We start from the raw sequence: 23,611 nt of genomic DNA, 5'->3' as shown, positions 1-23,611 counted from the left end.
CGCTCATCCCTAGCGGCCTAGCGCCAGCCGTGCCCCCAGCAGCACCATGACGGATCCGGTGATGCCTTCCATCCAGCAGGCGACTCGCGGCCTTGCCAGCCAGCGCCCTGCGCCACCGACCATCAGCGCCACGCTGATCTGCCAGAGATTGGCGATCACGAAGTGGACACCCGCCAGCCACAATGACTTGAGCACGGCCGGGTCGGTCGGCGCGATGAACTGCGGCAGAAAGGCCATGTAGAACACCACCGTCTTGGGATTGAGCACATTGGACAGGAAGCCCTCACGCAGCGGCAGCCAGCACGATACCTGCTGCCGTGTCACGCTGACGTCGACATTCAGCCCGCGTGCGCGCCGCGCACTCTTGAGACTCTTGATGCCCAACCAGATCAGATAGCCCGCCCCGACCAGCTTGAGGGCCGAGAACGCCCATGCCGACTGCAACAGGATCAGCGAGATGCCCGCCGACGACACCAGCGCGTGCACGAAGAGGCCGGCACAGATAGCGAGACTGGTAAGCACGCCGTCACGCAGGCCACCGCGCGAGGTATTGCGAATCACCAGCAGGGTGTCGACCCCGGGCGTGACCGTCAGCAAGATGATGGCCACCACGAAGGACCAGAAGGCAGCATCGAACTGGATGAAATCAAACATGACGAACGTCCTTGCGACAGACCCGCTTCAGTAGCCGAATTCGTGCCCCCATGGCACTGAACAGGCGACCAGTCTAGGCGAGCACGGCCAGCCTGCAAAGCCATCCACACCAAGATGACAGCCTGGTTTGCCTCTGAATGGTGCACTTCAGTCTTTTGTCTTACTGCGTTGCTACACAACGGCGCAGGCGCTCTCATGAGCCCGCAGCTGATGGCCTCCAGAAGCCATCTCGCGTCATCAAGGATATGAGCCTCGACTCCTAAAATACGCTGCGTCGCTGTTGAGCGACCAACGCAGCCTTCAACCTACCAACCAGAACCCCGTGGCGATATCCAGCAGCAGCACCAGCAAGGCCAGCAGGATGACCAGGCCATCCTCCCCGATCAGCCCCAGTCCCAGCAGCAGCAAGGTCGCTGCCGGCAAGGCCGCGGCGAAGGGTACCAGCTCCAGCGGCACCATGGCCGTGGCCAGCAGGATGGTCAGCGCCGCGATACCGCGATAGGCAATGCCGCGCGTCATGAAGCTCAGGCGTGGCTTGAGCAGACGATCGAGGCGTCGCGTCCAGGGCCTTGCCCGCTCGACGCCATGGGTCAGGCGTTGATGCTCGAAACTGAAGCGCGCCAGCCGGCGTGGCAACCACGGCATCCTGCGCCCCAGCAACAGTTGACCCGCGGTCAGCACGATGAACAGCGCGCAGGTCGTCGGTACCCCGGGGATCGCCCCGGTCGGCAGCAGTACCAGCAAGGCAGGCAATACCAGCAAGGGGCCGAAGCCCCGGGAGTTGAAGTGCTCCAGAATGTCGCCCAGCGAGATATCCCCTTCGATCTCGCGGTCCAGCTCTTCCAGCAACCCCGTGAGGTTGCCTTCATTGGCGTGCTTGCTCATGCGAGCTCCCTATCGGGAAGATGACGGAGGGTGTGAAGGTCTCGAGCCGTGGCGAGTCAGCTGGTGCCGCCCCGCCACGGTGAATCGTCAGCTGATCGTCAGCCGACCAGGCGATCGCCCAGCATGCCGATCATGAACCCCAGCGAGGCGCCCAATGGCGGTGACCAGTGATGCGCCACCCGCGACTGGGGCGCAATGTCCTGGAAGACGAGATAGAGAATGCCGCCGGCGGCGAAGGCCATCAGTCCGCCCAGCACGCCTGGCGCATCCGCAAGCCACAGATGGCCGGCCAATGCCGCCAGCGGGCCCAGCAGTGACAGCAGCACGAAGGCCCCAAGCCCCTGACGCGCCGTCAGCCCGGCCCCTTCCAGCTCACGATAGGCATTGAAGCCTTCCGGCAGGTTCTGCACCGCGATGAACAGTGCCAGCAGCATCGCCGCGGCCGGAGAGGCAGAGGCCAGTGCACCCAGCGCGATCGCCTCGGGGATGAAGTCCATCAGCATCGCCAGCAACTGGCCCTTGGCGCCGCCACCGCGCGCCAGCCAGCGGTCCAGTTGCATGAAGATCAGCGCGCCCAGCAGGAACAGCCCCAACAGCGTCGCGATGGACAGCGCCTGCATGGCATGCGGTACCAGCACCAGTGAGACGGCGGCCAACAGAATGCCGCCGCCGAGCGCGGTGATCCCCGCCAGCCAGCTGCGCTTGACGTGACTCTCGTGACTGCGCTCCAGCTGGGCGATCACGCCACCCAGCGGCATGCACAATCCGGCAGCCCAGGCGAGCGCCACCATGGTCCACGGAATCGATGCCATCATGCTGTCGTCGGGGCTGCAGGACTCGGTCGCGCACCCAGCACACGCATCAACAGACTGGTACCGACGCCCCAGGCGCCATTCAGGATCAGGCCACCGACCACCATCAGTGGCGCAACCTCGATTCCCTTGAGCGGGAAGACGACCAGCATGGCCACGGCCGTCGGGCCGACTGCACCGAAGACGAGGCTGATCAGCCAATGGCTGACGCCCGTCCTGCGACGCACCAATGCCCACAGCGGCAGCCCCCAGAGCCCGCCCCAGAAGGCCAGCGAGAGCACTGACGGGACGCCCAGCGGCCCGGTAGGCGTCATGTTGTAGGGCGCCTTGGGCAGGATATCGACCAGATAGAAGAGCCCGAAGAGGCCCTGATGGAAGATCAGAGTCGCCAGAAAGGCGGCGATGAAGGCTTTCAACCAGATCATGTTCACTTCCTTGTCGTCATGTTGATGAAAACATCCGAGCCCCAGCACATTAGAACGTGCGAAAGCTCGACACTGCCTTTCCTGCTACGTCACTTCCGTCCCGCTGGATGCAGCGCAGGCGTGCTCTCTAGCGCTGGGTGGCCGGCGCCTGCTCGGCATGGCGCAGCGATATCTGGTCATTGAGTGTCCAGAAGTCATACAGCACGCCGATGAAGAACAGCCCACCGGTGCACAGGTAGAGCAAGCCGGTCAGCCACTTGCCCATGTACATGCGATGGATGCCGAACACGCCCAGGAAGGTGAGCAGAATCCAGCTCAGCGAGTAATTGATCGGGCCTTCGCGAAAACGGAAGTCCGCCTCGCGGTCCATCGCCGGAATCAGGAACAGGTCGATCAACCAGCCGATGCCCAGCAACCCGAAGGTGAACAGCCAGATGGTGCCGGTGACCGGCTTGCCATAGTAGAAACGGTGCGCGCCGAGGAAACCGAAGATCCACAGCAGATAGCCCATGGTCTTGGAATGCGTGTCCTGTACAACAGGCGATGTGGTCATCAGTGAAGCCTTAGCCGCGATGCGGCAGATCATGATTGCGAATACTGTCAATGCGGTCTTGGCGCCGATGAATCAAGCCTTCTACCGCCAGAGGCCACGCCCGGAAACGACGACGCCACCCGCGCACTGGCGCGGATGGCGTCGGATCAGCAGGTGTCTCTTCATCGGTCCCGGGAGCGAAAGCCAGGCCGGGAACGAAAGCCAGGCCGCAGCCGGCGCTAGATGACGCCCAGCTCGCGCAGACGTTCCTTGAGGTAGGAGTCCGCCGTGTGCTTGTCAGACAGTACCACTTCGGGACGCGGATGCAGGAACAGCGGCAGCGACAGGCGTGACTGGCTGGAGCCCTCGCCGGTCGGGTTGATCACGCGGTGCGTGGTCGACGGGAAGTAGCCGCCGCTGGTCTCCTGGAGCATGTCGCCGACATTGATGACCAGCTGACCCGGATCACAGGGCACGTCCATCCATTCGCCATTGACGTCCATCACCTGCAGGCCCGGCTCGTTGGCTGCCGGCAGCACGGTCAGCAGATTGATGTCTTCATGCGCCGCGGCACGGACGGCGCCCGGCTCTTCACTGCCGGTCATCGGCGGGTAGTGAAGCACGCGCAGCAGCGTCTGACCGCTGTCCTTGATCATGTTGGAGAGCGGTTCACGGTAGAGCTCGGCCACTTCGGCAGGTGAATGGGCCTCGACCCAGCTCAGAAGCTCTGCCGCGAAGGCTTCGGCCTGGCGGTAATACTCCATGGCATTCTCGCGCAGGCTGTCCGGAATCTTGCCCCACGGGTAGATGTGGTAATACTCCTTGAGATCACGCGCCGTATGGCCCTTGGCGGTCTCGGAGACATCTGCCGGGAACAGTCCATCCTGGGTCTTGGGATCGAAGCGCCAGTCAAGCTTGTTGGCACTGGAGAAGAATTCGGCCCATTCGGCGTAGATCTTCTCGACCAATTCATGAGAGATCGGGTGATTGCGGATGACACCGAAGCCCGTCGTGCGCAGGGATTCGACAAATTTTTCGGCTGCATCGGCCGAGCGGTAATCTACGTTCTGGACCTTCATGGCATTTCCATCTATGTTGGCTCTGTGTGAGCATCCTACTTGAGCTGGAAGGAGTCGCCAATACGACAACTTTCTGTTCGAATGGAAGCGAGCACGTGCAGCCCAGGCTGCATGCGTAGGTCAAGCAGGAAAGGATGTCGTCGCTGGACGCAACGCGTCTCTCTGGTGGAATTCCCCCTAGCCGCACCAACGCACTCTGGTCTGATGGGCAGACCACCAACATCATCTCGTAAGCAAGGAAAGAATCATGGCAACTGGCACAGTCAAGTGGTTTAACGACACCAAAGGTTTCGGCTTCATTTCTCCGGACGACGGCGGCGACGACCTGTTCGCGCACTTCTCTGAAATTCAGGCAGAAGGCTTCAAGTCCCTGCAAGACGGTCAGAAGGTTTCCTTCGACGTCACCCAGGGCAAGAAAGGCCTTCAGGCCGCAAACATCAAGCCGGTCTGATCTTCTCGATCAGCCTGGTCAGGCCGCCTTCACCGGCGCTCTGATGATGGCAGCAAGACAGTCATGGAAAAGCCCGCCTTCCGGCGGGCTTTTTTGTGCCCGGGCCTTGGCCTGACTCACGCTTATCGAAGAGTCGTCATCAACAAGAACACCGCGACCCAAGGGCCACGGTGTTCTTGTATCGGCGGCCGTGTCACTCGCACTCAGCCAGTGACACGGCTTGCGACAGGCATCACGCCAGCATTCGCTGGCCAGTGATTACTGCTGCGCTTCGTCGATGGACTCGTTGGCATCCTGCTGCGCAGCGTTGATCTTCTCGTTCGCTTCAGCAGCAGCGTTGTCGCCAGACTGCTCAGCGGAGTCGGTCAGCTCGGCAGCCTGCTCCTTGGTGGAGTCATAGGCGTTCTTGGCAGCATCGGCAGTGGCGTCAGCAGCGTCGTTGACACCTTCCTTGGCGGACTCATAGGTCTCGGAAGCAGCGTTCTTGGTCGCGTCGAGGGCGCTTTCGCTCTCGGCAGCAGCTTCATCGCCCATGGCATCGGCAGATTCGGCAGCGTCGTCAGCCATGTTCTCGGCCTTGTCAGCAGCGTCATCCATCTCTGCGGCCGCTTCGTCAGCTGCCTGATCCATCTTCTCGGCAGCGGCGTCAGTCGCTTGATCGGCGCTCTGTTCAGCCTGCTCGGCGCTCTGCTCGGCAGAGGTCTCGGCGTTCTGGGCAGCTTTGTCAGTATCGCCGTTATCGCAACCAGCGATGGCCAGAGACAGGCCAGCGGCCAGTGCGGGAATCATCCATTGCTTGAGTTTCATCGTCTTCTCCATGATAGGTGGGGAGTTGCCAGCCCCTGTTTCCTGCAAGTGGCATTGCAACAAAGGTCGTGTAGTCATGCAAGCGAAAGCGTGGCTTGGCGCCTGATATCCAAGACATGGTGCCAGACCGACAGCTTTTCAAGTATTTCGCCCTTTTCACAGCAGAATAGTGTTAACGAACACCATTTTCCATCAGCTACCACCAACAACCGCGCCGCGATCACTCACCGATATCTTCGTTCCAGACGTCCGGCTGCTCGCGAATGAAGGTCGCCATCAGCTCGCGGCAACGCGCGTTGTCGACCACATCGACCTTGACGCCCAGGCCACGCAGGTGGTCTTCCGCGCCCATGAAGGTGTGGTTCTCACCGACCAGGACATGCGGGATACCGTAGAGCTGGATGGCACCACTGCACATCGGGCACGGTGACAGCGTGGTGTAGAGCACGGATTCACGATAGACGCTGGCCGGCAGGCGACCGGCGTTTTCCAGTGCATCCATTTCACCATGCAACACCGTGCTGCCCTTCTGCTGGCGCTGATTGTGGCCACGACCGATGATCTTGCCATCATGGACGAGTACCGAGCCGATCGGCACGCCGCCGGCCGCATAGCCCTTTTCCGCCTCTTCAATGGCGGCCTGCAGGAAGCGCTCATGATCGGTAGTCATTGCTGTCATCGTCTTGCTCCAGATGCGGTGAATATTCAGTGGAGCGGCAGCCTACTGCCACTCACTGCTCGGCACAATACACTCAGCCCAGGCCCGCTTCGCCAGTCATCATCTGACGGGCGCGTCTCAGCCCTTCATTGCTGGCATTGGTGGGCTCGCCGACTTCAGTGGCAAGCTCGCGGAAACTGCCCATGGCACCCAGCAAGGCAGAGGCCTCGTAGGGAATGAAGACGCGATCACCTTCGCGCGCCATGTCCGGCAGCACCTGTAGATATTTCTGGCCCAACATGTAGCCGACCACCAGCTGCGGGTCTTCCGCACCGATGGCATCGCGCAGCTGATAGATGGCCTGACGCTCACCTTCGGCGCGCAGAATCGCGGCCTGCTTGTCACCCTCGGCGCGCAGTACCGAAGACTGCTTCTCGCCCTCGGCGGTCGCGATGGCGGCTTCGCGCTGGCCATTGGCCTCGGTCACCGTGGCGCGACGCTTGCGTTCGGCTGCCATCTGCAGCCGCATGGCGTCCTCGACTTCCTCGGGCATGCTGATGTCCTGGATCTCGACACGCGTTACCTTGACGCCCCACTTGTCACCGACCTCATCCATGGTGATCTGCAAGGCGTCGTTGACCTCCTTGCGGCTCTCGAAGAGCTTGTCGAGCTCCATGCGACCGATCTCGGAGCGCAGGCTGGTCTTGGCCAGGACCTCGACGGCCTGGGTGAAGTTCTCGACTTCATAGACGGCGCGCTTGGGATCGACGATCTGGAAATAGAGCGCGCCATTGACGGTCACGGTGACGTTATCCGTCGTCACCACGCTCTGGCCGGGGAAGTCCATCACCGTCTCGCGGCGATCGATGCGCGTCTCCTCCACCACCAAGGGCAGGTTGTCACCCTTGACCTCACGATAGCGACGAATGGTGATCGAGCGCGGCTTGTCGATGAACGGAATCACCAGATTCACGCCGGATTCCAGTGTGCGGCTGTAGCTGCCGAGGCGTTCGATGACGACGGCTTCTGACTGCTGGACGATCATCAATCCCTTGGCCAGCAGGATTACCACCAGCGCCAGTATGAAAAGAATGATGATGAGTCCCGGACTGATAATCATATTGCTCAACTCCCTTGAACTGGGCCGTATCCGCAAGCCCTTGTGAGATATCCGATCACGCTTGACCCGCTGCCACCACGACCGCGCCATCGAGCCGCGATCTCATGGCGTCTTTGTGCAGTTTCCTTCGAGACAGACTACTTCAAGACCGATTCCTTCGAGACAGGCTCGACACAGACGGTGATGCCTTCGACGCTGACGATCCTGACCGTGTCCCCCGCTGCCGGCGGCGTCTCCCCCTCCCAGCGTAGCGGATACTCATTGCCTGACACGCGCACGGCAGGTTTGCCGCCGTTGCCGATGATCACCTTGGCCAGCTGCCCGGTCTCCGCGCCGCTGCCCAAGGTGCCGTAGGGCGTCTTGGGCAACAGATAGGGATGGATCTTGCGCACGAACAGCGGTACCAGCACCAGGGCCGTGATCGCGACGCTGATCAACTGGATGTTTAGCCCCGCCCCCAGCCCTGCCGCCAGAGCGCCCCCGAGGGCACTGACGCCCAGGGCCAGCAACACGAACTGCGCACCCAGCAACTCAAGCCCCGCCAGAATCAACGCGAGGATGACCCAGATATGCCACGCCGCCAAACCGACCATGCAATCACTCCCTGAAGCCCTGACTCCCGCCCTGCGCGGCCGAGAGATTGGAAGAATACGCTGCCACCAACGCAACGAGCGCAGCCTGAGTAAACCTCAGACTGCGCTCGTGTACCAGCCAGCTCTCATGGCTCAGCCGGCGCTCAATGGCCCAGCTGCGGGCTCATGAGTGTGTCAGCAGGGCGGCGCCCTGCGGGGCGACCAGACGCAGAGCGCCGGGAATCAGCTGGAATTCGCTGTTCTCGATCAGATAGCTCTCGCCATCGAGATTCACCGGCAGCGCCTCACCCCGATAGTGCAGCGAGTCAGTGCGCACATACCGCACGAAATGGCCGTTGTCGGGGAGCGACTCCAGCTCCTCGATCACCTCACCCACCCGCGCGATGGGGAAGTCGCGGATCACCAGCACATCGAAGCAGCCATCATCGAGCAGCGCCCGAGGTGCCAGCTCCTGACCGCCGCCCGCCTGACGACCATTGCCGATCGCCAGTACGAACAACGCCAGCTCCTCCTCCACCCCGTTGAGGGTCACGCTGCCACGATAAGGGCGGAAGTCCCACGCCTTGAGCACCCCCATCAACGAATAGGCCCCGCCACCGAACAGCTTCTTGAGGCCACCGGGCGTCGAGCGCGTCACCTCGGCACCGAAGCCCGCCGAGGCCATGTTGAGGAAGTAGGCATCATCCAGCTGCACCACATCGACGGCCCGCGCCGCCCCTTCACAGGCCAGCGCCAGCGACTCCGTCACCGGCTCGGGGATGCCGAGCGAGGTCGCCAGGTCATTGGCGGTGCCCAACGGCAGGATCGCGACTTCCGGACGCTTCGCGAGTGGATGCTGCATCAATGCATTGGCGATCAGATTGAGGGTGCCGTCACCGCCGCCAACGACCAGCCGCGTGACGCCTTCATCGACCGCCTCGCGCACCAGCCTCGCGACATCATCTCCCTCGAAGGTCAACCGCACTTCAAGCCCTGCCATACGCTCACGCTGAGCGAAGATGGCCTCGCGCAGCTCCGGCTGCTGAGCCTTGTCCCCGTTGAGTATCACGCGCACACGCGCCGCTGATTCCATGGTGCCTCCTTGGCGACATGCGGATCGAGCGACAAGCATACTCTGGTCGGGGGCCTTCAATGAACCATCTCTGCCCCGCGGCCCGCCTCTGGCGCCAGCCAGAGGATCCTCCATGCCCGTCCAGTCCCATCGGCCAGTCGCACCGGGCAGTCATACCGGCTAGACGCCCGGCTGACGCCGCGCGCCCAGCAGCAGCAAGGGCAGCACCATCACCACACTAATGAGCAGCAGCCCCTGCTGGGGGGCGAGCGGCGTATTGAGCAGCGCCGTTGCCACCACTGCCGAGCCGCCGAGCTGGATGCTGCCGAGTAGCGCCGCCGCGGTGCCGGCACGCTCAGCGAAGGCCTCCAGCGCCAGGCTTGATGCCGCCCCGAGTGCCAGCGAGAAGCCGACCGACAGCACTGCCACCGGCACCATGAAGGCAGCGGCCGACAGTGGCAGCCAGGCGAAGGCCGCGCCCTGCATCAGGCCGGAGAGCAGGATGATCGCCAGCCCCAGGCGCACGGTGGGCTGACGGCCGAGGCGCGTGATCACGCGCGGTGCGAAGAAGAAGGTGATGATATTGATCACGGCATTGCCGCCGAACAGGGCACTGAAGACCAGCTCGGAGTGACCGAGGCGCTCGACCAGCAGCTCGGAGGACGACGAGACATACAGCAGGATGGCGCTCATCGCGGCCATCGCGACCAGCGCCTGATACAGGAAGCGCCAGCTGGTCAACACGGGGCGGTAGCGCGCCCAGTTGTACAGCGGACGCTCCACGACCGTCGTGGCAGGACGCGTCTCGCCAAAGCTCTTCCACGCCATCAGGCCGACGCACAGCGCGAAGGCGGCCATGAACAGGAAGTTGGAGCGCCAGCCGAACTGCACCGCCAGCAGGCCGCCCAGCACCGGCGCCAGCGCCGGAATGATGCACAGCGCACCATTCAGATAGCTGTACATCCTGGCGCCCTGCTCCGGCGTGTAGCAGTCACGCACGGCCGCGAAGGCCACCGTCACCGTGGCGCACGCTCCCAGCCCCTGCAGGATACGCCCGAGATACAGCATGCTGATGTCCTGTGCCAGCACGGCGACCATCGCGCCGACGAGATAGACCGTCGCGCCACCCAACAGCGCCGGACGCCGTCCGTAGAGGTCCGTCAACGGGCCGACCAGAATCTGCCCGACACCCACAGCGCCCAGAAACAGCGTCACCGTCATCTGCATCACATCGGTGGGCTGGGCGAATTCGCGCGCCATCGCCGGCAGTGAGGGCAGATAGATATCGATCGCCAGCGGCGAGAACATCACGCAGCCGACCAGCAGCAACAGCAATAGTCGTGCGTTGGGCATGGGCCTTGCGGCAGCAGAGGAAGACACGGACATGGATAATCTCGAGAGTCAGAAGCCAAGGGCGGCCCGACAGAGGGGCCATCAAGAATCCGCAGAGCCTAGCGCCTGCGACTTATGAAGCAAAATGATATTATTTCAGGCTTGATATTCCACTGGAGAAACTCATGAGCGCGACTGCTCCGCAGACACCCGCAAGGCCGGTTAGTGCCCAGTCTCCAGCCGCGTCGTCACTGCCTGCGTCTTCGGGCTCAGCGCCAGCGTCCACGCCCTTCAACACGCGCATCGATCTCAATCTGCTGCAGGTGCTGCAGGTACTGCTGGAAGAGTGCAGCGTGACGCGCGCGGCAGGCCGCCTGCATCTCTCGCAGTCTGCCGTCAGCAAGAGTCTGGCACGCCTTCGCGTGATGTTTGATGACGCCCTTTTCATTCGCGAACGCCATGGTCTGCGCCCCACGGCGCGGGCCCTGTCATTGCGTGGCGAGCTGGCCGAGCTGCTCTCGCGTCTCGAGAACCTGAGCGCCCCTGCCACCTTCACCCCCGCCACCAGCCAGCGGCGCTTTCAACTGGCAGTGCTGGAAAGCGCCTGGGCGACCCTGATGCCGTCCTGCACGCGCACACTGACCGATGCGCTGCCGCATGGCAGCCTCGAGATCAGTCGCTGGCAGGCCGATTGCCTGAGCCTGATGGAAAAGGGCCAGCTGGATATCGGACTTGCCGGACACGATCACAGCGCCGAGACCCCGGGCGAGCCGCCTGCCCTCCCCGCTGGCTTCCAGTCGCGCCTGCTGTGGCGCGACGACCATGTGATTCTGGTGCGGCGTGATCATCCGCTCACACGGCGCCAGACACCGATGACGCTGAGCGAATTCGCGGCCTTGAGTCATGTCCAGGCCACCTGCGAGGGGCGCTCACGCTGGTCGCTGGATGAGCGGTTGGAGCAGCACGGCGCACCACGCCGCATCAGCGTGCTGGTGCCGGATTTCCGCGACGCCCTGAGCATCGTCGCGCACAGCGAGCTGGTGTTCTGCGCGCCCAGAAGCTTTGCCCAGGCCAGCAGCGAGCTGCACGGGCTGGCGATTCTTGAGCTACCGATGCGCCTGCCCGCGCTCAGCTACCGCTTGATCTGGCATGCCAGCCACGAGCAGGACCCCGGGCACCGCTGGTTGCGAAAGTCCCTGCTGACGCATATCCGCAACGCGCATGGGGAAGACGCCGAGGCCGCTGAGCTCTAGAATGGCCCCATTCTGAATTCGCCACCCGCCCTGCGGCACTGGCGCCGATACCCGCACGTCCCATGAGGTTCTGCCATGCGCTCCATCATCCGCCTGTTCTTCCGCACCCTGCGTCTGGTGCTGGCTCCCTTCATGCTGCTCAGCGAGAAGCTGACCCGCGGCAGCGCGCTCGAGCGCAGCCCCGCCCAGCAGGCCGAGGTGGACGCCGAGACGGCCAAGCTGGCGCTGTATCAGTTCTCGACCTGCCCGTTCTGCATCAAGGTGCGCAAGCGCATGCATCAGCTGAACCTGAACGTCGAGCAACGAGACACCCAGCACAACGCCACTCACCGCCAGGCCCTCGAACAGGGTGGCGGTCGCGTCAAGGTGCCGTGCCTGCTGATCACCCATGACGATGGGCGCGAAGAGTGGATGTACGAATCCGACACCATCAATGCCTACCTGCAGGAGCGCTTCGGCAGCGCCGCCTGACAGGATACCGGCTGATACGACGCAGACCGCAAGAGGCCGCTCATGAGAGCGGCCTCTTGCGGTCTGGTGAGCGCGAGCACGCGCATTTGGGTGTCTCTCTTCTGCTCACCGTCTTGCCCAGCTTCTGCCTCTCATCAGGCCAGCGCCTGCGAGACGGATGCCCGCTTGCGGCGAGCCGCCTGGCGCATCCGATCCATCGCCCACACCATCGCCAGCGTCAGCGCGACGGCCCCCAGGGTATGCGCCAGCGCCAGATCCAGCGGCAACCACCACAGTACATTGGCGATTCCCAAGCCTGCCTGCACCAGCCAACACCCCAGCGCCCAGCGCCAGGGGTTGTCAGGCGATGGCGTCCGCGCCGGCAAGTGGCGGCGCTGGCGCCAATACAGCGCCAACAGCACCGCGCCCAGCAGCACGGCCCCGCCACGGTGCGCCATGTGGATGGCCGTGCGCGCCTCACCATGCAGCTGCCCGTGCAGATAACTGGGGCCGACATCCTGGGTCAGGTGGAAGCCCTCTCCCCAGTCCATCGCCGGCCATGCGGCACCATTGCAGGCCGGGAAACCTTCACAGGCAAGCCCGGCATAATTGCTCGAGGTCCAGCCCCCCAGGGCCAGCTGCCCCAGCAGCAGAGCCGCGGCCAGAGCGGCCAGCCAGGGCTGACGCCGGATGTGCGCTGCATCAGCGCCCGCCTTGTGCTGCTCAGCCGTCACCTTGAGGTGCGCCGCCCGCCGTCTGAGTGATAGCCACAGCAACAGCAGCAGGCTCAATACGCTCAGGCCGCCCAGCAGATGCAGCGTCACCACCTGCGGCCACAGCTTCAGCGTCACGGTAAAGGCCCCGAACGCGCCCTGGACCAACAGCATGCCCAACAACAGCCAGCAGCCGGCCAGGGGAAAACGCGTGCGCGCCTCCTCGCCCCAGTGATCAGTCACCTTTGCCTCGCCACTGCCACCCTCGAAGGTCTGCGATTGATGAGCCTCCCGACGGCGAATCCGCCAGCCCAGTGCGAGCAAAGCGATGGCCGCAAGCCCGAGCAGACTCGCCGCATAGCGATGGATCATCTCCGCCCACGCCTTGTAGCCTTCAAGCGGATGATGCGGGCTATGCAGGCTCGCGGTCTGGGCGTCCGGCACGACCAGAGCGCCATAACAGCCCGGCCAGTCGGGGCACCCCAGACCGGCGTCCACCAGCCGCGTCCAGGCTCCCAGCCCGATCACCAAGATGACCAGTCCCAGCATGCTGGCGACCAGTCGCTGACTGCTGCGCCACAGGCGTGCCGTCACCCGTCGGCTCGTCGCCTGCCGGGCGGCAGGGCCATGCACCAGATCAGACGTCAGCTCAGGCGTCGCCATCGAGAAGGCCTGCGCAGCTGAGGCTTCATCCGTGGTGGCGTGGCGCAGAAATGGCGGGCGAGGCAGCAACGCCGCCCCTCGTTGGCGGGCCCGCGGTGGATAGCGCTTCTGTATGGCGAGGCGAGACATGGCATATCTCCCTGGTGAAGCGAAAGAAGATCACGTGCGACTTGGCGAGGCCCGGCCTGGCGAGGCGCGACCTGGCGAGGCGCGACCTATCGAGGCGCAACCGGATTACGCTTGAGCAGCCGGCGCACATCCTTCATCACGGCCTGCGGCGTGATCTCGGGCCCGTAGGCGACCACGACCTGCCCATGAGGGTCGATCAGGCGCAACTGGTGCGGCGCGGAAGCGGTGTCGTTCGGCGCCGGCCAGCGCCCGAGCGCCCGTTGCTCACCCGGCACCTGGGGATGCACAAAGGCCTTTTCAGCCACCACCAGGCGGCCCAGGCGTGGCGCCTCCTTGCCAAGCGCGCGATGCAGGCGCCACCAGCGCTCGGCCTGCGCCGCGGCCAGCTGCGGCTGGTTCGGCTCCGGCCAGCTGAGCCAGAAACGCTGTTCATCCGCGCCTCGGGCGGCCAGCGGCGGCATGCCGGGGGCCTCCTTCGCGCTAACAGCGCCGTCAGTCGCGTTTCCTGTGGCGTTTTCGGTGACGTTGTCAGTGGCGTTCTCTGTCACGAGGTAGTCGAGCGACCAGTCCGTGAGCGGCTTGACCTTTGGCAACAGGGCACCGTTTGCCACCCGTCCTTCGGGAATCCCGACCTGTGCGCTCAGCATGGCCCACGCCAAGGGCAGCGGGGCGGACAACAGCCCCAGCAAGGCCACGAGTTTCAGACGCTGTCGCATCACGTGTGTCATCGCTCTCCTCCTGACGACGGCTTCCCTGCTTGCCCGGGTGTGCGGACAACAGACTCAAGACACAAGCACCAGACGCTAGGCCTGGCGCTGACGTAGCGCGGACTGGCGTTGACGGCGCGCGCCCAGAACCATGACCACCGCCGCCCCCAGGCTGAGTCCCAGCCACTGCAACGCATAGGCATAATGGCGCTCCGGCGTCATGTTGCTCGGCTGCCACCAGGGCAGGAATCGCCCCTCCCCGCTCGTCTGGTGCAGGACACCCGCAAAGGCCGGTGTGCCCAGCGCCTGCCAGGCGCTCAGATCGACCTGCTGCAGACGCTGCCCCTCACGGTTGGGGCCGAACAGTGGACCACCGCTGTTGCCCTGACCGTTCAACCACTGCCAGCGACCACTGATCACCCCGGAGCCTGTCGGGGTCGTAAACTCCGGGTCGCTGCGCGGGGCCGGCGATGCCACGAAGCCACGCTCCACCAGCCACCAGCGGCCATCCAGCGTTCGAAAGGGCGTGAGCACCGCCACGCCATGGCGCTTGTCCAGCGTGCGGTTGTCCAGCAGCAGGCTGTGTTCCGCGAGCCACTCGCCGCGCAGCTCGATCAGGCTGGCACTGGCGGGTGGCGCCGTCGGCATCACCAGCTCCGGCGCGCTGGCGGTATCCTCCAGATGCTGGGCACGCGCCTGGCCACGCATCACCTGCCAGCTGCACAGACACAGGCCGAGCACGATCAGGCATCCCCAGAACAGCCACCAGCCGCGTCCGACCTGGCGCTCCTGCGTCGCCGCCGTTGAAGACTCCTGCCCCATTGAAGACGCCTGCGCCGCTGGCACTGACTTGCGCTTGTCTGCCGGATGAGCTCGACTGTCACAAGCGAGTGCCGCGCTGTGCTCACCCGCCACTGTCTGCGCCCCGGGAGGTGACATGCTGCTCAAATCGCTGATCGCACTGGTCTTTATCGGCATGCTGGCAAGCCTGGTCGCCGGTGCCGGTTTTCTGCTGCGCGATGGCAGCCGCAGTCGACGCCTGCTGACCTCTCTCAAATGGCGGGTTGGCCTGGCAGTGTGTCTGGTGATTCTGCTGGTCATTGGCTTCTCCACCGGAATGCTGGACTGACATCGCGCCGCGTGCTGTCAGAACACATAGACGAACAGGAACAGACCGATCCACACCGCATCGACGAAGTGCCAGTACCAGGCAGCCGCTTCGAAGGCGAAGTGACGTTCACTCGAGAAGTGGCCGCGTATCACGCGCACCAGCATCACGATCAGAATCAGGGTGCCGATGGTGACGTGCAGACCATGAAAACCGGTCAGCAGGAAGAAGGTGCCGCCATAGACTCCCGCCTGCAGCGTCAGTCCCAGGTGGTGCCAGGCCTCGTAGTATTCGATGCCCTGCAGGGACAGAAAGCACAGCCCCAGCACCACGGTGCCCGCCAGCCAGTTGCGCGCCGTGCGCCGAAACTCCATCTTCAGTGCTTCATGCGCCACCGTGAGGGTGACACTGGAACTGACCAGCAACAGCGTGTTGGCCAGCGGCAGCTGCCAGGGCGACAGCAGCTCTCTGGGTCCGGCGATGCTGGCATCCGGCGGCGTCATCAGGGGCCAGCTGGCGGTGAAGTCAGGCCACAGCAGCGCCGTCACTCCCTTGGCGCCCTCGCCATCGAGCCAGGGCAGCGCGAAGGTTCGCAGATAGAACAGCGCCCCGAAGAAGGCCGCGAAGAACATCAATTCCGAGAAGATGAACCAGGCCATGCCCCAGCGGAACGAGCGGTCCATCTGGTCATCGTAGAGGCCGCCCATCGACTCGCGCACCACATCCCGAAACCAGCCCGCCATCACCAGCACCACGGCCAGCAGGCCGATGCCTGACAACCAGGCGGCGCTGCCGTGCACCATCCAGATTCCGGTGCCGATCATCATGCCGCCCACCGCCAGCACGCCGAAGATGGGCCAGGCACTGTGGGCCGGGACGTAATAGCTGCCACTGCTCATGTTTCACCTCCTGCAGAATGCTCTGCACCATCGTCCCCCGCGGATGACGGCGTCGTGACCGGATAGAGCGTGTACGCCAGGGTCAGATCACGAATGCCCTCCGGAAGGTCAGGGTCGACCTGAAAGACCAGCGGCAGCTCGCGCCGCTCGCCTGCTGCCAGCGTCTGCTCCTGGAAGCAAAAGCACATGATCTTGCGCAGATGCAGTGAGCCCTCGGCAGGACTGACACTGGGGACCGCGCGGCCACGCACCGGGTAATCGGCGTGATTGGTGAACACGAAGCGCGCGCTGTACTGGCCACCGGGATGGATGCGGAACTGCTCATCCAGCGCCTCGAGTGTCCACGGCAGGCCCTGCCCCTGCTGGGTGATGAAGCGCACCGAGACCCAGCGGCTCTCGTCGATCTCCATCGCCACCGCGGCCCTGGCCTGACTGGCGGCCTTGCCATTCAGCCCGGTGAGATTGCAGAAGACGTCATAGAGCGGCACCAGCGCGAAGGCGAAGCCCAGCATCGCGACCAGCGCAAGCAGCGTGCGCCGCACGGTGCGTGCCACTGCCTGTTGCTGTGCTGCGTGATCGCGTGAGGGCATGTCACTCTCCTGGCCGCTGTCCATCGCTCAGCGGATGATCTGGCCATCGCGGGTCTGCGGAGGAATCTCGAAGGTATGCAGCGGCGCCGGGCTCGGCACGCTCCACTCCAGGTCCACCGCGCCCTCCCAGGCACACGCCGGCGCCCTGACACCGCCGCGCGCGCACTTGACGATCACGACCAGGAACAGCAGCTGCGAGATACCGAACAGGAAGGCGCCGATGCTGGACAGCATGTTGAAGTCGGCGAATTGCAGCGCGTAATCCGGGATGCGGCGCGGCATGCCGGCCAGCCCCGAGAAGTGCATCGGGAAGAAGGTCAGGTTGACGCCGATGACCGACAGCCAGAAATGCCACTTGGAGAGCCCCTCGTGGGGATAGAAGCCGGTCCACTTGGGCAACCAGTAATAGGCTCCGGCGAGAATCGCGAACAGCGCGCCGGGCACCAGCACATAGTGGAAATGCGCCACCACGAAGTAGGTGTCGTGGTACTGGAAATCCGCCGGGGCGATGGCCAGCATCAGCCCCGAGAAGCCGCCGATGGTGAACTGGACGATGAAGGCGATCGCAAACAGCATCGGGGGCTCGAAGCTGATGGAGCCGCGGAACATGGTGGCGATCCAGTTGAAGACCTTCACGCCGGTCGGCACCGCGATCAGCATCGTCGTGTACATGAAGAACAGTTCCGCCACCAGTGGCAGGCCGACGGCGAACATGTGATGCGCCCAGACCAGGAAGGACATGATCGCGATGGAGCCGGTGGCATAGACCATCGAGGCGTAACCGAACAGTCGCTTTCGCGAGAAGGTCGGCACGATGGCGGACACGATGCCGAAGGCCGGCAGGATCATGATGTAGACCTCGGGATGCCCGAAGAACCAGAACAGATGCTGGAACAGCACCGGGTCGCCGCCACCGGCGGCATTGAAGTAGCTGGTGCCGAAGTTGATGTCGAACAGCATCATGGTGATGGCGCCCGCCAGCACTGGCATCACCGCGATCAGCAGGAAGGCGGTGATCAGCCAGGTCCAGACGAACAGCGGCATGTCCATCAGGCGCATGCCCGGGGCACGCAGATTGAGGATGGTGGCGATGATGTTGATGGCGCCGAGAATCGAGCTGATGCCGGCGATGTGCAGCGAGAAGATGAAGAAGCTGGTCGAGGGCGGCGCATAGGTGGTGGACAGCGGCGCGTAGAAGGTCCAGCCGAAGTTGGGGCCACCGCCCTCCATCAGCAGGGTGGAAAGCAGCAACAGGAAGGCGACCGGCAACAGCCAGAAGCTGAAGTTGTTGAGGCGCGGCAGCGCCATGTCGGGCGCGCCGATCTGCAGCGGAATCATCCAGTTGGCCAGCCCGGTGAAGGCCGGCATGATAGCGCCGAACACCATGATCAGCCCGTGCATGGTGGTCATCTGGTTGAAGAACTCCGGCTGCACCATCTGCAAGCCGGGCTGGAACAACTCGGTACGGATCACCAGCGCCATGATGCCGCCGATGAACAGCATGCTCAGCGAGAAGATCAGATAGAGAGTGCCGATATCCTTGTGATTGGTGGTCAGCAGCCAGCGCAGCATGCCGCGCGGCGCACTGCCGTGGCCCTCGCCCACATGAGCGCCGCCTGCGGTGGCCCCCTCGCTCTCGCTGGCCTGAAGTACTGCCTTGCGTGGCTGTTCACTGGCCATGACACGCCTCCTGAATGCGTCGCTTGCACGCTATTGAGACAGCTGTTCCTTGATGACGGCTGGCTGCACCAGCTCGCCGGTATCGTTGCCCCAGGCGTTGCGCTCATAGGTGATGACAGCCGCCAGCTCGACCGGGCTCAGCACATCGGCGAAGGCCGCCATGGGCGTGCCCGCCTTGCCGTTGACCACGATATCGATGTGCGCCTGCATGTCCTGGGTGACGATGGCGCTGCCTACCAGCGAGGGGAACGCCGGCGGCATGCCCTGGCCATCCGGCTGATGACAGGAGGCACAGATGGTGGCGTAGGTCTTCTCGCCCTTCTCCATCAGCTCCTCAAGACTCCAGTCACGACCGGCATCGTTGAGCGCGGCCTCGGCTTCGGCCTTGCGCGCGATCAGCCACTCATCGAACTCGGCCTCCGGCAACGCCTCGACCACCACCGGCATGAAGCCGTGGTCCTTGCCGCACAGCTCGGTGCACTGGCCACGATAGGTGCCGGGGGTCTCGATACGCGTCCAGGCCTCATTGATGAAGCCGGGAATGGCGTCCTTCTTGACGCCGAAGTCCGGCACCCACCAGGAGTGGATGACGTCGGCGGAGGTGGTCAGGAAGCGCACCTTGCGATTGATGGGCAACACCAGCGGGTTGTCGACTTCCAGCAGGTAATGCTCGCCCTTGGCGGCGGTGTTGTTGATCTGCTCGCGCGGGGTCGCGAGGCTTGAGGTGAATGCGACATCCTCGCCCAGATACTCGTACTGCCAGCGCCATTGATGGCCGGTGATCTTCACGTCCAGCGCCGACTCGGAGGCGTCGTACATGTCCTTGAGCGTGGCGGTGGCAGGCACCGCCATCACCACCAGGATCAACAGCGGGATGGCGGTCCACAGAATCTCGATACGGGTATTTTCATGGAAGCTTGCCGATACCGCACCGCGTGACTTGCGGTGCTTGATCATCGCGTAGCCCATCACACCGAACACCACGATGCCGATGACCACACAGATCCAGAAGATGATCATGTGCAGCGAGTGGATCTCGCGGCTGACCGCGGTGACCCCGACCGGCATGTTGTATTCCACTGCCAGCACCGAAGGGGAAAGGGCTGTCAGTGACAGGGTCGTCAGTGAAAGGATCGTCACTGTGCGTCGCAAGCGCAGACGCATTGGCCTGGTGACACGGGAAAGGCATTCCGCGATCCATGACATCGGCGCCTCCTTGTCATTGTTATCGAGAGCCTCACCCAGATGACGGCGCTGAGCGGCTCCCCTGCTCCGACTTGCTTCGAGTATAGAAGAGCTTGGCGGAACACAAGGTCGCGTGGATCAACCCACTGATACTCCTTGGTCGCAAGGCAGAGCGAGGCAAAAACGGCTACCCCGCGCGTGATGCCGCCTGAGCACAAGGCAGCGGCGCGCTTCTGCGTTCAGTCCACGCAGAGAGGCGGCGTTTCAGGAATGTCCTGCAGGTTTGCTGGCGACATGCCGGCGCGCGGCGGGGCGACCAATGGCGAAGTTATATGCGCATTTATCGATGTTAGCGTCACGCCGATCGGCACCAGTGTGTTGAAAGTCTTGCTTGAAAGCCCTGCCGGAAGGTCTTGCTCGGCGTGCGCACGACAGCGGCATGTCGACCTGACAACCAGCACACGCCAATACGCCCTACTCAATCCATCACCACGCCCCTCGGAATCTGCCATGAACGCCATCTGGCTTGCCCTTTTCGGCTGCGTCGCCTTCGCCATCGGCTATCGCTTCTATTCCCGCTTTCTGGCCGAACGCATCTTCCGCCTCGACCCGAATTTCGTGACGCCAGCCCATGCGCTGCGCGATGACACCGACTACCTGCCGACCAATCGCTGGGTGCTGTGGGGTCACCATTTCACCTCGGTGGCGGGCGCAGCCCCCATCGTCGGTCCGGCGATCGCCGTCTACTGGGGCTGGCTGCCGGCCGTGCTGTGGGTCGTGCTGGGCAGTCTGTTCGCGGCAGGCGTGCATGATTTCGGCACCTTGACGCTGTCGGCGCGCCATCGCGGCCAGTCGGTGGGCACCCTGGCGGACAAGCTGATCGGCAAGCGTGCCAAGCTGCTGTTTCTGTTCATCATCCTGATTCTGGTCCTGATGCTGAACGCGGTATTCGCCTGGGTGATCGCCAATCTGTTCATCAACTTCCCGGCCAGCGTGCTGTCGGTGCTGATCCAGATTCCGCTGGCGGTATGGATCGGCCATCGCGTCTATCGTCGCGGCGGCAAGATGCTGATTCCCTCACTGCTCGCACTGATGGTGATGTATGCCGCCGCCCTGCTGGCGGGCCAGTTCGAGTTCCTGCAGATCGATCTGGCCGGTGCCTTCACCGCCATGGCCGGTGGCGAGGATGCCACCCTGCTGTTCGGCCTTTCGCCCATCTCCAGCGCCTTCCTGGTGTGGATCATCGCGCTGATGAGCTATGTCTACATCGCCTCGGTCTTGCCGGTCTGGAAGCTGCTGCAGCCACGCGACACCATCAACTCTCACCAGCTGGTGGTCGGGCTGGTACTGCTGTATCTGGGGCTGGCCGTAGGTGGCCCGCAGCTGACGGCGCCGGCCTTCAACGCCGATGCCGAGATGTCCTTCTACCCATTGCTGTTCATCACCATTGCCTGCGGCGCCATCTCGGGCTTCCACGGTCTGGTCGCCTCCGGCACCACCTCCAAGCAGCTGTCCCATGAACCGGATGCGCGCCTGATCGGTTACTCCGGTGCGCTGGGCGAAGGCATGCTGGCGCTGATTTCCATCATCGCGGTGGCGACCCTGTTCACAACCCAGGCCGACTTCACCGCAACCTATTCAAGCTTCGCCGCGGCGGGTGCCAATGGCCTCTCGAGCTTCGTTCAGGGGTCCGGTCAGCTGATCTCGCACCTCGGCCTGCCAGCCAATGTCGGCAGTACGCTGGTCGCGGTCATCGTGGTCAGCTTCGCGGCGACGACGCTGGACTCCGCCGTGCGCCTGATGCGCTACATCATCGCGGAACTGGGCAGCGAATACGGCATGCCGGCGCTCAGCCACAAGCATGTCGCCACCAGCATCGCCGTCATCGCCAGTGCCGCACTGGTCATCCTGCCGCAGGGGCCCAAGGGCTTCGGTTCCGGCGGCTACCTGCTGTGGCCGTTGTTCGGCACCAGCAATCAGCTGCTGGCGGGCATCTCGCTGATGCTGGTGTCGGTGTGGCTCAAGCGTCAGGGCCGCCCTGTCATCTATACCCTGGCCCCGATGGTCTTCCTGATGATCATGACGCTGTGGGCGATGGTGCAGCAGGTGGTGCTGGATTGGTCGGGCATGGGCAGCAACGACCCGCAATGGCTGTTGTTCACCTTCGGCAGCCTGATCATGGTGTTTGCGCTGTGGATTCTGCTCGAGGCCAGCCGCAGCCTGACGTCTCCCGCCCGGGTGAGCGCTCATGAGAGCTGATGACGATACCCGGTTGGCGTCATCACCCCGCCAGCCGGGTCTGACAAGGCGCCTGCTGACAGGCGCCATTCAGCTGCGGGATGGCTGGGAGGCCATGCTGCGCGTCAACCAGCAGCGCGATCTGGCGCAGCTTGCCCGTGAAGAGGAGGACATCTTCATGATGATGAGCTTCGCGGAGCTGATGGGCATCCCCAATCCGGCGCCGGCCGTCTCGCTGGAGATGCTGCCGCTGATGCTGGAACGCATGCATGACTGGCACCTGCGTCAGGGGCTTGAGCATTCACCGCTGGAGGGCATCAAGTGCTGTTGAGCAGGCTCTGGAAACGCGCGGCATCCCGCACGGCGAAAGATACGGCTGTCTGGGCAGGCACCCAGCCGTCAGCGGCTCACGAGACTTACGAGACTCACAAGGCTCACACTCACCAGTCTGGCCAAGCGCCGGGGCAAGCCGAGATATCCAAGCACCCCGAGATCTGGTTCTTCGGTGGCAAGGGCGGTGTCGGCAAGACCAGCTGCGCGGCGGCCCAGGCGCTGGCACTGGCGGAGAAAGGCGAAGCGACCCTACTGGTGTCGACAGACCCCGCGCACAATCTCGGCGACCTGTTCGGTGCGATCGGTGGCAAGCCCTGCAACATCGCGCCGCGCCTCGACGTGATGGAACTGGACCCCGAGCGGGAATGCGACCGCTACCTGGAGGCGGTCCGCCAGCGGATCGTCCCCCTGGTAAGTGGCGAGCGCAGTGCCACCGTGATGCGCCAGCTCGAGCTGTCACGCCACGCCCCCGGCACCAGTGAAGCAGCACTCTTCGATGCGCTGGTGGAGATCATCCTGGCCCCGCCAGCCCCGCTGGAAAGTGAAGATTCACATTATCGCCACATTCTGTTCGATACGGCTCCCAGCGGGCACACCATTCGCCTGCTCAGCCTGCCTGAAGTGCTGGGCGGCTGGCTGGAGGGCATGCTGGGTCAGCGCAGGCGCGCCGTCGCCGAACGCAGCCTGTGGCTGGACAGTCAGCAGGCATCAGAGACGCCAGGCGAAGAAGCGCCGGAAGACCCGATCAGCGAGGCGCTGGAGCAACGCCGTACGCGCTACGCAGCATTGCGTCAGCGCTTGAGCGATACCCGTAGGGCGCGCGTGATTCTGGTCAGCACGCCGGAGAAGCTGCCGTGTCTGGAGACAACTCGAACACGAGAGGCACTGGAAGCTCATGGCCTGGCCGTCGGCGGCTTGATCATCAATCAGTGCCTGCCGGAACCCGCCGCGCAAGGGGCTGGCAGTCCCTCCTCAACGCCCCACGAGTCGCAGGCTGACTGGGTCGCGACCTGGCGAGAACAGCAGCAACACTGGGCCGCCAGACTGGAGGAGGCCTTCGCTGATCGCCCATGCGTGCGTCTGCTGCGCCAACCACAGCTGCCGGAGGACCACGCAAGCCTTGCCCCGCTGGTGGCGCAATTCACGGCGTTCCGCCCCTGGTCACCCGCCCCTGCCGCGTCCTCTTGCGGTTGCGCTGCTCCCGGCAGATGACTCGAGAGGTCGCCCTGCGCTTCATCCCCTCAGCTCTCCCGCTCTCCCGACC

26 protein-coding genes are annotated in these 23,611 nt (G+C 63.9%); 7 read left to right on the top strand and 19 right to left on the bottom strand.

Going from position 1 to position 23,611, the window contains the following annotated elements; genetic code table 11:
• Nucleotides 1-9: 9 nt before the first annotated feature.
• The 6 genes from R1T44_RS06500 to R1T44_RS06475 form a co-directional block, all read right to left on the bottom strand.
• Nucleotides 10-654, bottom strand: a complete 645-nt coding sequence (locus tag R1T44_RS06500; protein ID WP_286987319.1) for a LysE family translocator — start codon at nucleotides 652-654, stop codon at nucleotides 10-12.
• A 300-nt stretch (nucleotides 655-954) separates the two neighbouring features.
• A complete protein-coding gene (locus R1T44_RS06495) occupies nucleotides 955-1,539 on the bottom strand; it encodes an exopolysaccharide biosynthesis protein (protein ID WP_286987317.1) in 585 nt (194 codons plus the stop codon).
• 98 nt (nucleotides 1,540-1,637) lie between these two features.
• Nucleotides 1,638-2,354 carry a ZIP family metal transporter gene (locus tag R1T44_RS06490; protein WP_175088134.1) on the bottom strand — a complete coding sequence of 239 codons (717 nt, stop codon included), beginning with the start codon at nucleotides 2,352-2,354 and terminating at the stop codon, nucleotides 1,638-1,640.
• Nucleotides 2,351-2,776, bottom strand: a complete 426-nt coding sequence (locus R1T44_RS06485) for a hypothetical protein (RefSeq protein WP_286987314.1) — start codon at nucleotides 2,774-2,776, stop codon at nucleotides 2,351-2,353. The genes R1T44_RS06490 and R1T44_RS06485 overlap by 4 nt, the downstream gene beginning before the upstream one ends.
• Nucleotides 2,777-2,903: 127 nt before the next feature.
• On the bottom strand, nucleotides 2,904-3,329 hold the full coding sequence (locus R1T44_RS06480) for an NINE protein (protein WP_043335505.1): 426 nt from the start codon (nucleotides 3,327-3,329) through the stop codon (nucleotides 2,904-2,906).
• Between the two features lie 218 nt (nucleotides 3,330-3,547).
• Nucleotides 3,548-4,387 (bottom strand): isopenicillin N synthase family dioxygenase, encoded by an 840-nt coding sequence (locus R1T44_RS06475; protein WP_286987313.1) that lies wholly within the window; start codon nucleotides 4,385-4,387, stop codon nucleotides 3,548-3,550.
• Between the two features lie 247 nt (nucleotides 4,388-4,634).
• Here R1T44_RS06475 and R1T44_RS06470 point away from each other — a divergent pair, with 247 nt between their 5' ends.
• Entirely contained in the window at nucleotides 4,635-4,838 is a 204-nt protein-coding gene (locus R1T44_RS06470; RefSeq protein ID WP_043335501.1) for a cold-shock protein, read from the top strand.
• 258 nt (nucleotides 4,839-5,096) lie between these two features.
• Here the strand turns inward: R1T44_RS06470 and R1T44_RS06465 are convergent, their stop codons facing one another.
• The 6 genes from R1T44_RS06465 to R1T44_RS06440 form a co-directional block, all read right to left on the bottom strand.
• On the bottom strand, nucleotides 5,097-5,645 hold the full coding sequence (locus tag R1T44_RS06465) for a hypothetical protein (RefSeq protein WP_286987311.1): 549 nt from the start codon (nucleotides 5,643-5,645) through the stop codon (nucleotides 5,097-5,099).
• Nucleotides 5,646-5,865: 220 nt separating this feature from the next.
• The gene (locus R1T44_RS06460) at nucleotides 5,866-6,324 is read right to left on the bottom strand and encodes a nucleoside deaminase (RefSeq protein ID WP_394805765.1); all 459 of its coding nucleotides are present in this window, start codon (nucleotides 6,322-6,324) and stop codon (nucleotides 5,866-5,868) included.
• 73 nt (nucleotides 6,325-6,397) lie between these two features.
• The gene (locus R1T44_RS06455; protein WP_043337056.1) at nucleotides 6,398-7,423 is read right to left on the bottom strand and encodes an SPFH domain-containing protein; all 1,026 of its coding nucleotides are present in this window, start codon (nucleotides 7,421-7,423) and stop codon (nucleotides 6,398-6,400) included.
• Between the two features lie 137 nt (nucleotides 7,424-7,560).
• Nucleotides 7,561-8,016, bottom strand: coding sequence for an NfeD family protein (locus R1T44_RS06450; RefSeq protein ID WP_286987310.1), 456 nt, complete (start codon nucleotides 8,014-8,016; stop codon nucleotides 7,561-7,563).
• Nucleotides 8,017-8,179: 163 nt separating this feature from the next.
• Nucleotides 8,180-9,088 carry a lipid kinase YegS gene (yegS, locus tag R1T44_RS06445; RefSeq protein ID WP_286987308.1) on the bottom strand — a complete coding sequence of 303 codons (909 nt, stop codon included), beginning with the start codon at nucleotides 9,086-9,088 and terminating at the stop codon, nucleotides 8,180-8,182.
• A 159-nt stretch (nucleotides 9,089-9,247) separates the two neighbouring features.
• Nucleotides 9,248-10,453 carry a multidrug effflux MFS transporter gene (locus R1T44_RS06440; RefSeq protein ID WP_225347735.1) on the bottom strand — a complete coding sequence of 402 codons (1,206 nt, stop codon included), beginning with the start codon at nucleotides 10,451-10,453 and terminating at the stop codon, nucleotides 9,248-9,250.
• 131 nt (nucleotides 10,454-10,584) lie between these two features.
• On the opposite strand from R1T44_RS06440, the gene R1T44_RS06435 reads away from it, so the two are divergent.
• Nucleotides 10,585-11,652, top strand: a complete 1,068-nt coding sequence (locus R1T44_RS06435) for a LysR family transcriptional regulator (protein ID WP_286987304.1) — start codon at nucleotides 10,585-10,587, stop codon at nucleotides 11,650-11,652.
• Nucleotides 11,653-11,727: 75 nt separating this feature from the next.
• The gene (locus tag R1T44_RS06430) at nucleotides 11,728-12,123 is read left to right on the top strand and encodes a glutaredoxin family protein (RefSeq protein ID WP_043337063.1); all 396 of its coding nucleotides are present in this window, start codon (nucleotides 11,728-11,730) and stop codon (nucleotides 12,121-12,123) included.
• A gap of 134 nt (nucleotides 12,124-12,257) precedes the next feature.
• Here R1T44_RS06430 and R1T44_RS06425 read toward each other — a convergent pair whose 3' ends face one another.
• The 3 genes from R1T44_RS06425 to R1T44_RS06415 form a co-directional block, all read right to left on the bottom strand.
• Nucleotides 12,258-13,364 carry a COX15/CtaA family protein gene (locus R1T44_RS06425; RefSeq protein WP_394805773.1) on the bottom strand — a complete coding sequence of 369 codons (1,107 nt, stop codon included), beginning with the start codon at nucleotides 13,362-13,364 and terminating at the stop codon, nucleotides 12,258-12,260.
• A gap of 329 nt (nucleotides 13,365-13,693) precedes the next feature.
• Complete coding sequence (locus tag R1T44_RS06420) at nucleotides 13,694-14,335, bottom strand: hypothetical protein (RefSeq protein WP_213115019.1); 642 nt, start codon at nucleotides 14,333-14,335, stop codon at nucleotides 13,694-13,696.
• Nucleotides 14,336-14,410: 75 nt separating this feature from the next.
• Nucleotides 14,411-15,136 carry an SURF1 family protein gene (locus R1T44_RS06415; protein WP_286987298.1) on the bottom strand — a complete coding sequence of 242 codons (726 nt, stop codon included), beginning with the start codon at nucleotides 15,134-15,136 and terminating at the stop codon, nucleotides 14,411-14,413.
• Nucleotides 15,137-15,251: 115 nt separating this feature from the next.
• Between R1T44_RS06415 and R1T44_RS06410 the strand changes: the two genes are divergently transcribed.
• A complete protein-coding gene (locus R1T44_RS06410) occupies nucleotides 15,252-15,443 on the top strand; it encodes a DUF2909 domain-containing protein (protein ID WP_043337068.1) in 192 nt (63 codons plus the stop codon).
• 17 nt (nucleotides 15,444-15,460) lie between these two features.
• Here R1T44_RS06410 and R1T44_RS06405 read toward each other — a convergent pair whose 3' ends face one another.
• From R1T44_RS06405 to coxB, 4 genes are read right to left on the bottom strand one after another with little or no spacing between them, the layout of a single operon-like run.
• Nucleotides 15,461-16,321 (bottom strand): cytochrome c oxidase subunit 3, encoded by an 861-nt coding sequence (locus R1T44_RS06405; RefSeq protein ID WP_286987297.1) that lies wholly within the window; start codon nucleotides 16,319-16,321, stop codon nucleotides 15,461-15,463.
• On the bottom strand, nucleotides 16,318-16,911 hold the full coding sequence (locus R1T44_RS06400; RefSeq protein WP_107335292.1) for a cytochrome c oxidase assembly protein: 594 nt from the start codon (nucleotides 16,909-16,911) through the stop codon (nucleotides 16,318-16,320). Before R1T44_RS06400 ends, R1T44_RS06405 begins: the two co-directional genes overlap by 4 nt.
• Before the next feature lie 27 nt (nucleotides 16,912-16,938).
• Entirely contained in the window at nucleotides 16,939-18,591 is a 1,653-nt protein-coding gene (ctaD, locus tag R1T44_RS06395; protein WP_107335293.1) for a cytochrome c oxidase subunit I, read from the bottom strand.
• Nucleotides 18,592-18,621: 30 nt separating this feature from the next.
• Nucleotides 18,622-19,755 carry a cytochrome c oxidase subunit II gene (gene coxB, locus R1T44_RS06390; protein ID WP_394805772.1) on the bottom strand — a complete coding sequence of 378 codons (1,134 nt, stop codon included), beginning with the start codon at nucleotides 19,753-19,755 and terminating at the stop codon, nucleotides 18,622-18,624.
• A gap of 531 nt (nucleotides 19,756-20,286) precedes the next feature.
• Between coxB and R1T44_RS06385 the strand changes: the two genes are divergently transcribed.
• From R1T44_RS06385 to R1T44_RS06375, 3 genes are read left to right on the top strand one after another with little or no spacing between them, the layout of a single operon-like run.
• The gene (locus tag R1T44_RS06385; RefSeq protein WP_286987294.1) at nucleotides 20,287-22,035 is read left to right on the top strand and encodes a carbon starvation CstA family protein; all 1,749 of its coding nucleotides are present in this window, start codon (nucleotides 20,287-20,289) and stop codon (nucleotides 22,033-22,035) included.
• A complete protein-coding gene (locus R1T44_RS06380; RefSeq protein WP_199852375.1) occupies nucleotides 22,025-22,345 on the top strand; it encodes a cory-CC-star protein in 321 nt (106 codons plus the stop codon). The genes R1T44_RS06385 and R1T44_RS06380 overlap by 11 nt, the downstream gene beginning before the upstream one ends.
• A complete protein-coding gene (locus R1T44_RS06375; protein WP_286987292.1) occupies nucleotides 22,336-23,559 on the top strand; it encodes an ArsA family ATPase in 1,224 nt (407 codons plus the stop codon). The genes R1T44_RS06380 and R1T44_RS06375 overlap by 10 nt, the downstream gene beginning before the upstream one ends.
• Nucleotides 23,560-23,611 lie beyond the last annotated feature (52 nt).

It is taken from the genome of Cobetia amphilecti, from assembly GCF_032923285.1.
GTDB classification, from domain to species: domain Bacteria; phylum Pseudomonadota; class Gammaproteobacteria; order Pseudomonadales; family Halomonadaceae; genus Cobetia; species Cobetia amphilecti.
The sequence above is the reverse complement of the archived record's forward strand: the minus strand, read 5'-3'. Positions and strand labels throughout refer to the sequence as shown.

Coding starts and splice junctions, on each gene's coding strand:
- R1T44_RS06425 (WP_394805773.1), bottom strand. CDS start 13,364: ATGCTGGGACTGGTCATCTTGGTGATCGGGCTGGGAGCCTGGACGCGG.
- R1T44_RS06485 (WP_286987314.1), bottom strand. CDS start 2,776: ATGATCTGGTTGAAAGCCTTCATCGCCGCCTTTCTGGCGACTCTGATC.
- R1T44_RS06420 (WP_213115019.1), bottom strand. CDS start 14,335: ATGACACACGTGATGCGACAGCGTCTGAAACTCGTGGCCTTGCTGGGG.
- R1T44_RS06455 (WP_043337056.1), bottom strand. CDS start 7,423: ATGATTATCAGTCCGGGACTCATCATCATTCTTTTCATACTGGCGCTG.
- R1T44_RS06475 (WP_286987313.1), bottom strand. CDS start 4,387: ATGAAGGTCCAGAACGTAGATTACCGCTCGGCCGATGCAGCCGAAAAA.
- R1T44_RS06380 (WP_199852375.1), top strand. CDS start 22,025: ATGAGAGCTGATGACGATACCCGGTTGGCGTCATCACCCCGCCAGCCG.
- R1T44_RS06400 (WP_107335292.1), bottom strand. CDS start 16,911: ATGCCCTCACGCGATCACGCAGCACAGCAACAGGCAGTGGCACGCACC.
- R1T44_RS06410 (WP_043337068.1), top strand. CDS start 15,252: ATGCTGCTCAAATCGCTGATCGCACTGGTCTTTATCGGCATGCTGGCA.
- R1T44_RS06405 (WP_286987297.1), bottom strand. CDS start 16,321: ATGAGCAGTGGCAGCTATTACGTCCCGGCCCACAGTGCCTGGCCCATC.
- R1T44_RS06440 (WP_225347735.1), bottom strand. CDS start 10,453: ATGTCCGTGTCTTCCTCTGCTGCCGCAAGGCCCATGCCCAACGCACGA.
- R1T44_RS06385 (WP_286987294.1), top strand. CDS start 20,287: ATGAACGCCATCTGGCTTGCCCTTTTCGGCTGCGTCGCCTTCGCCATC.
- coxB (WP_394805772.1), bottom strand. CDS start 19,755: ATGCGTCTGCGCTTGCGACGCACAGTGACGATCCTTTCACTGACGACC.
- R1T44_RS06435 (WP_286987304.1), top strand. CDS start 10,585: ATGAGCGCGACTGCTCCGCAGACACCCGCAAGGCCGGTTAGTGCCCAG.
- R1T44_RS06490 (WP_175088134.1), bottom strand. CDS start 2,354: ATGATGGCATCGATTCCGTGGACCATGGTGGCGCTCGCCTGGGCTGCC.
- yegS (WP_286987308.1), bottom strand. CDS start 9,088: ATGGAATCAGCGGCGCGTGTGCGCGTGATACTCAACGGGGACAAGGCT.
- R1T44_RS06430 (WP_043337063.1), top strand. CDS start 11,728: ATGCGCTCCATCATCCGCCTGTTCTTCCGCACCCTGCGTCTGGTGCTG.
- R1T44_RS06500 (WP_286987319.1), bottom strand. CDS start 654: ATGTTTGATTTCATCCAGTTCGATGCTGCCTTCTGGTCCTTCGTGGTG.
- R1T44_RS06415 (WP_286987298.1), bottom strand. CDS start 15,136: ATGGGGCAGGAGTCTTCAACGGCGGCGACGCAGGAGCGCCAGGTCGGA.
- R1T44_RS06460 (WP_394805765.1), bottom strand. CDS start 6,324: ATGACAGCAATGACTACCGATCATGAGCGCTTCCTGCAGGCCGCCATT.
- R1T44_RS06450 (WP_286987310.1), bottom strand. CDS start 8,016: ATGGTCGGTTTGGCGGCGTGGCATATCTGGGTCATCCTCGCGTTGATT.
- R1T44_RS06470 (WP_043335501.1), top strand. CDS start 4,635: ATGGCAACTGGCACAGTCAAGTGGTTTAACGACACCAAAGGTTTCGGC.
- R1T44_RS06480 (WP_043335505.1), bottom strand. CDS start 3,329: ATGACCACATCGCCTGTTGTACAGGACACGCATTCCAAGACCATGGGC.
- R1T44_RS06465 (WP_286987311.1), bottom strand. CDS start 5,645: ATGAAACTCAAGCAATGGATGATTCCCGCACTGGCCGCTGGCCTGTCT.
- ctaD (WP_107335293.1), bottom strand. CDS start 18,591: ATGGCCAGTGAACAGCCACGCAAGGCAGTACTTCAGGCCAGCGAGAGC.
- R1T44_RS06495 (WP_286987317.1), bottom strand. CDS start 1,539: ATGAGCAAGCACGCCAATGAAGGCAACCTCACGGGGTTGCTGGAAGAG.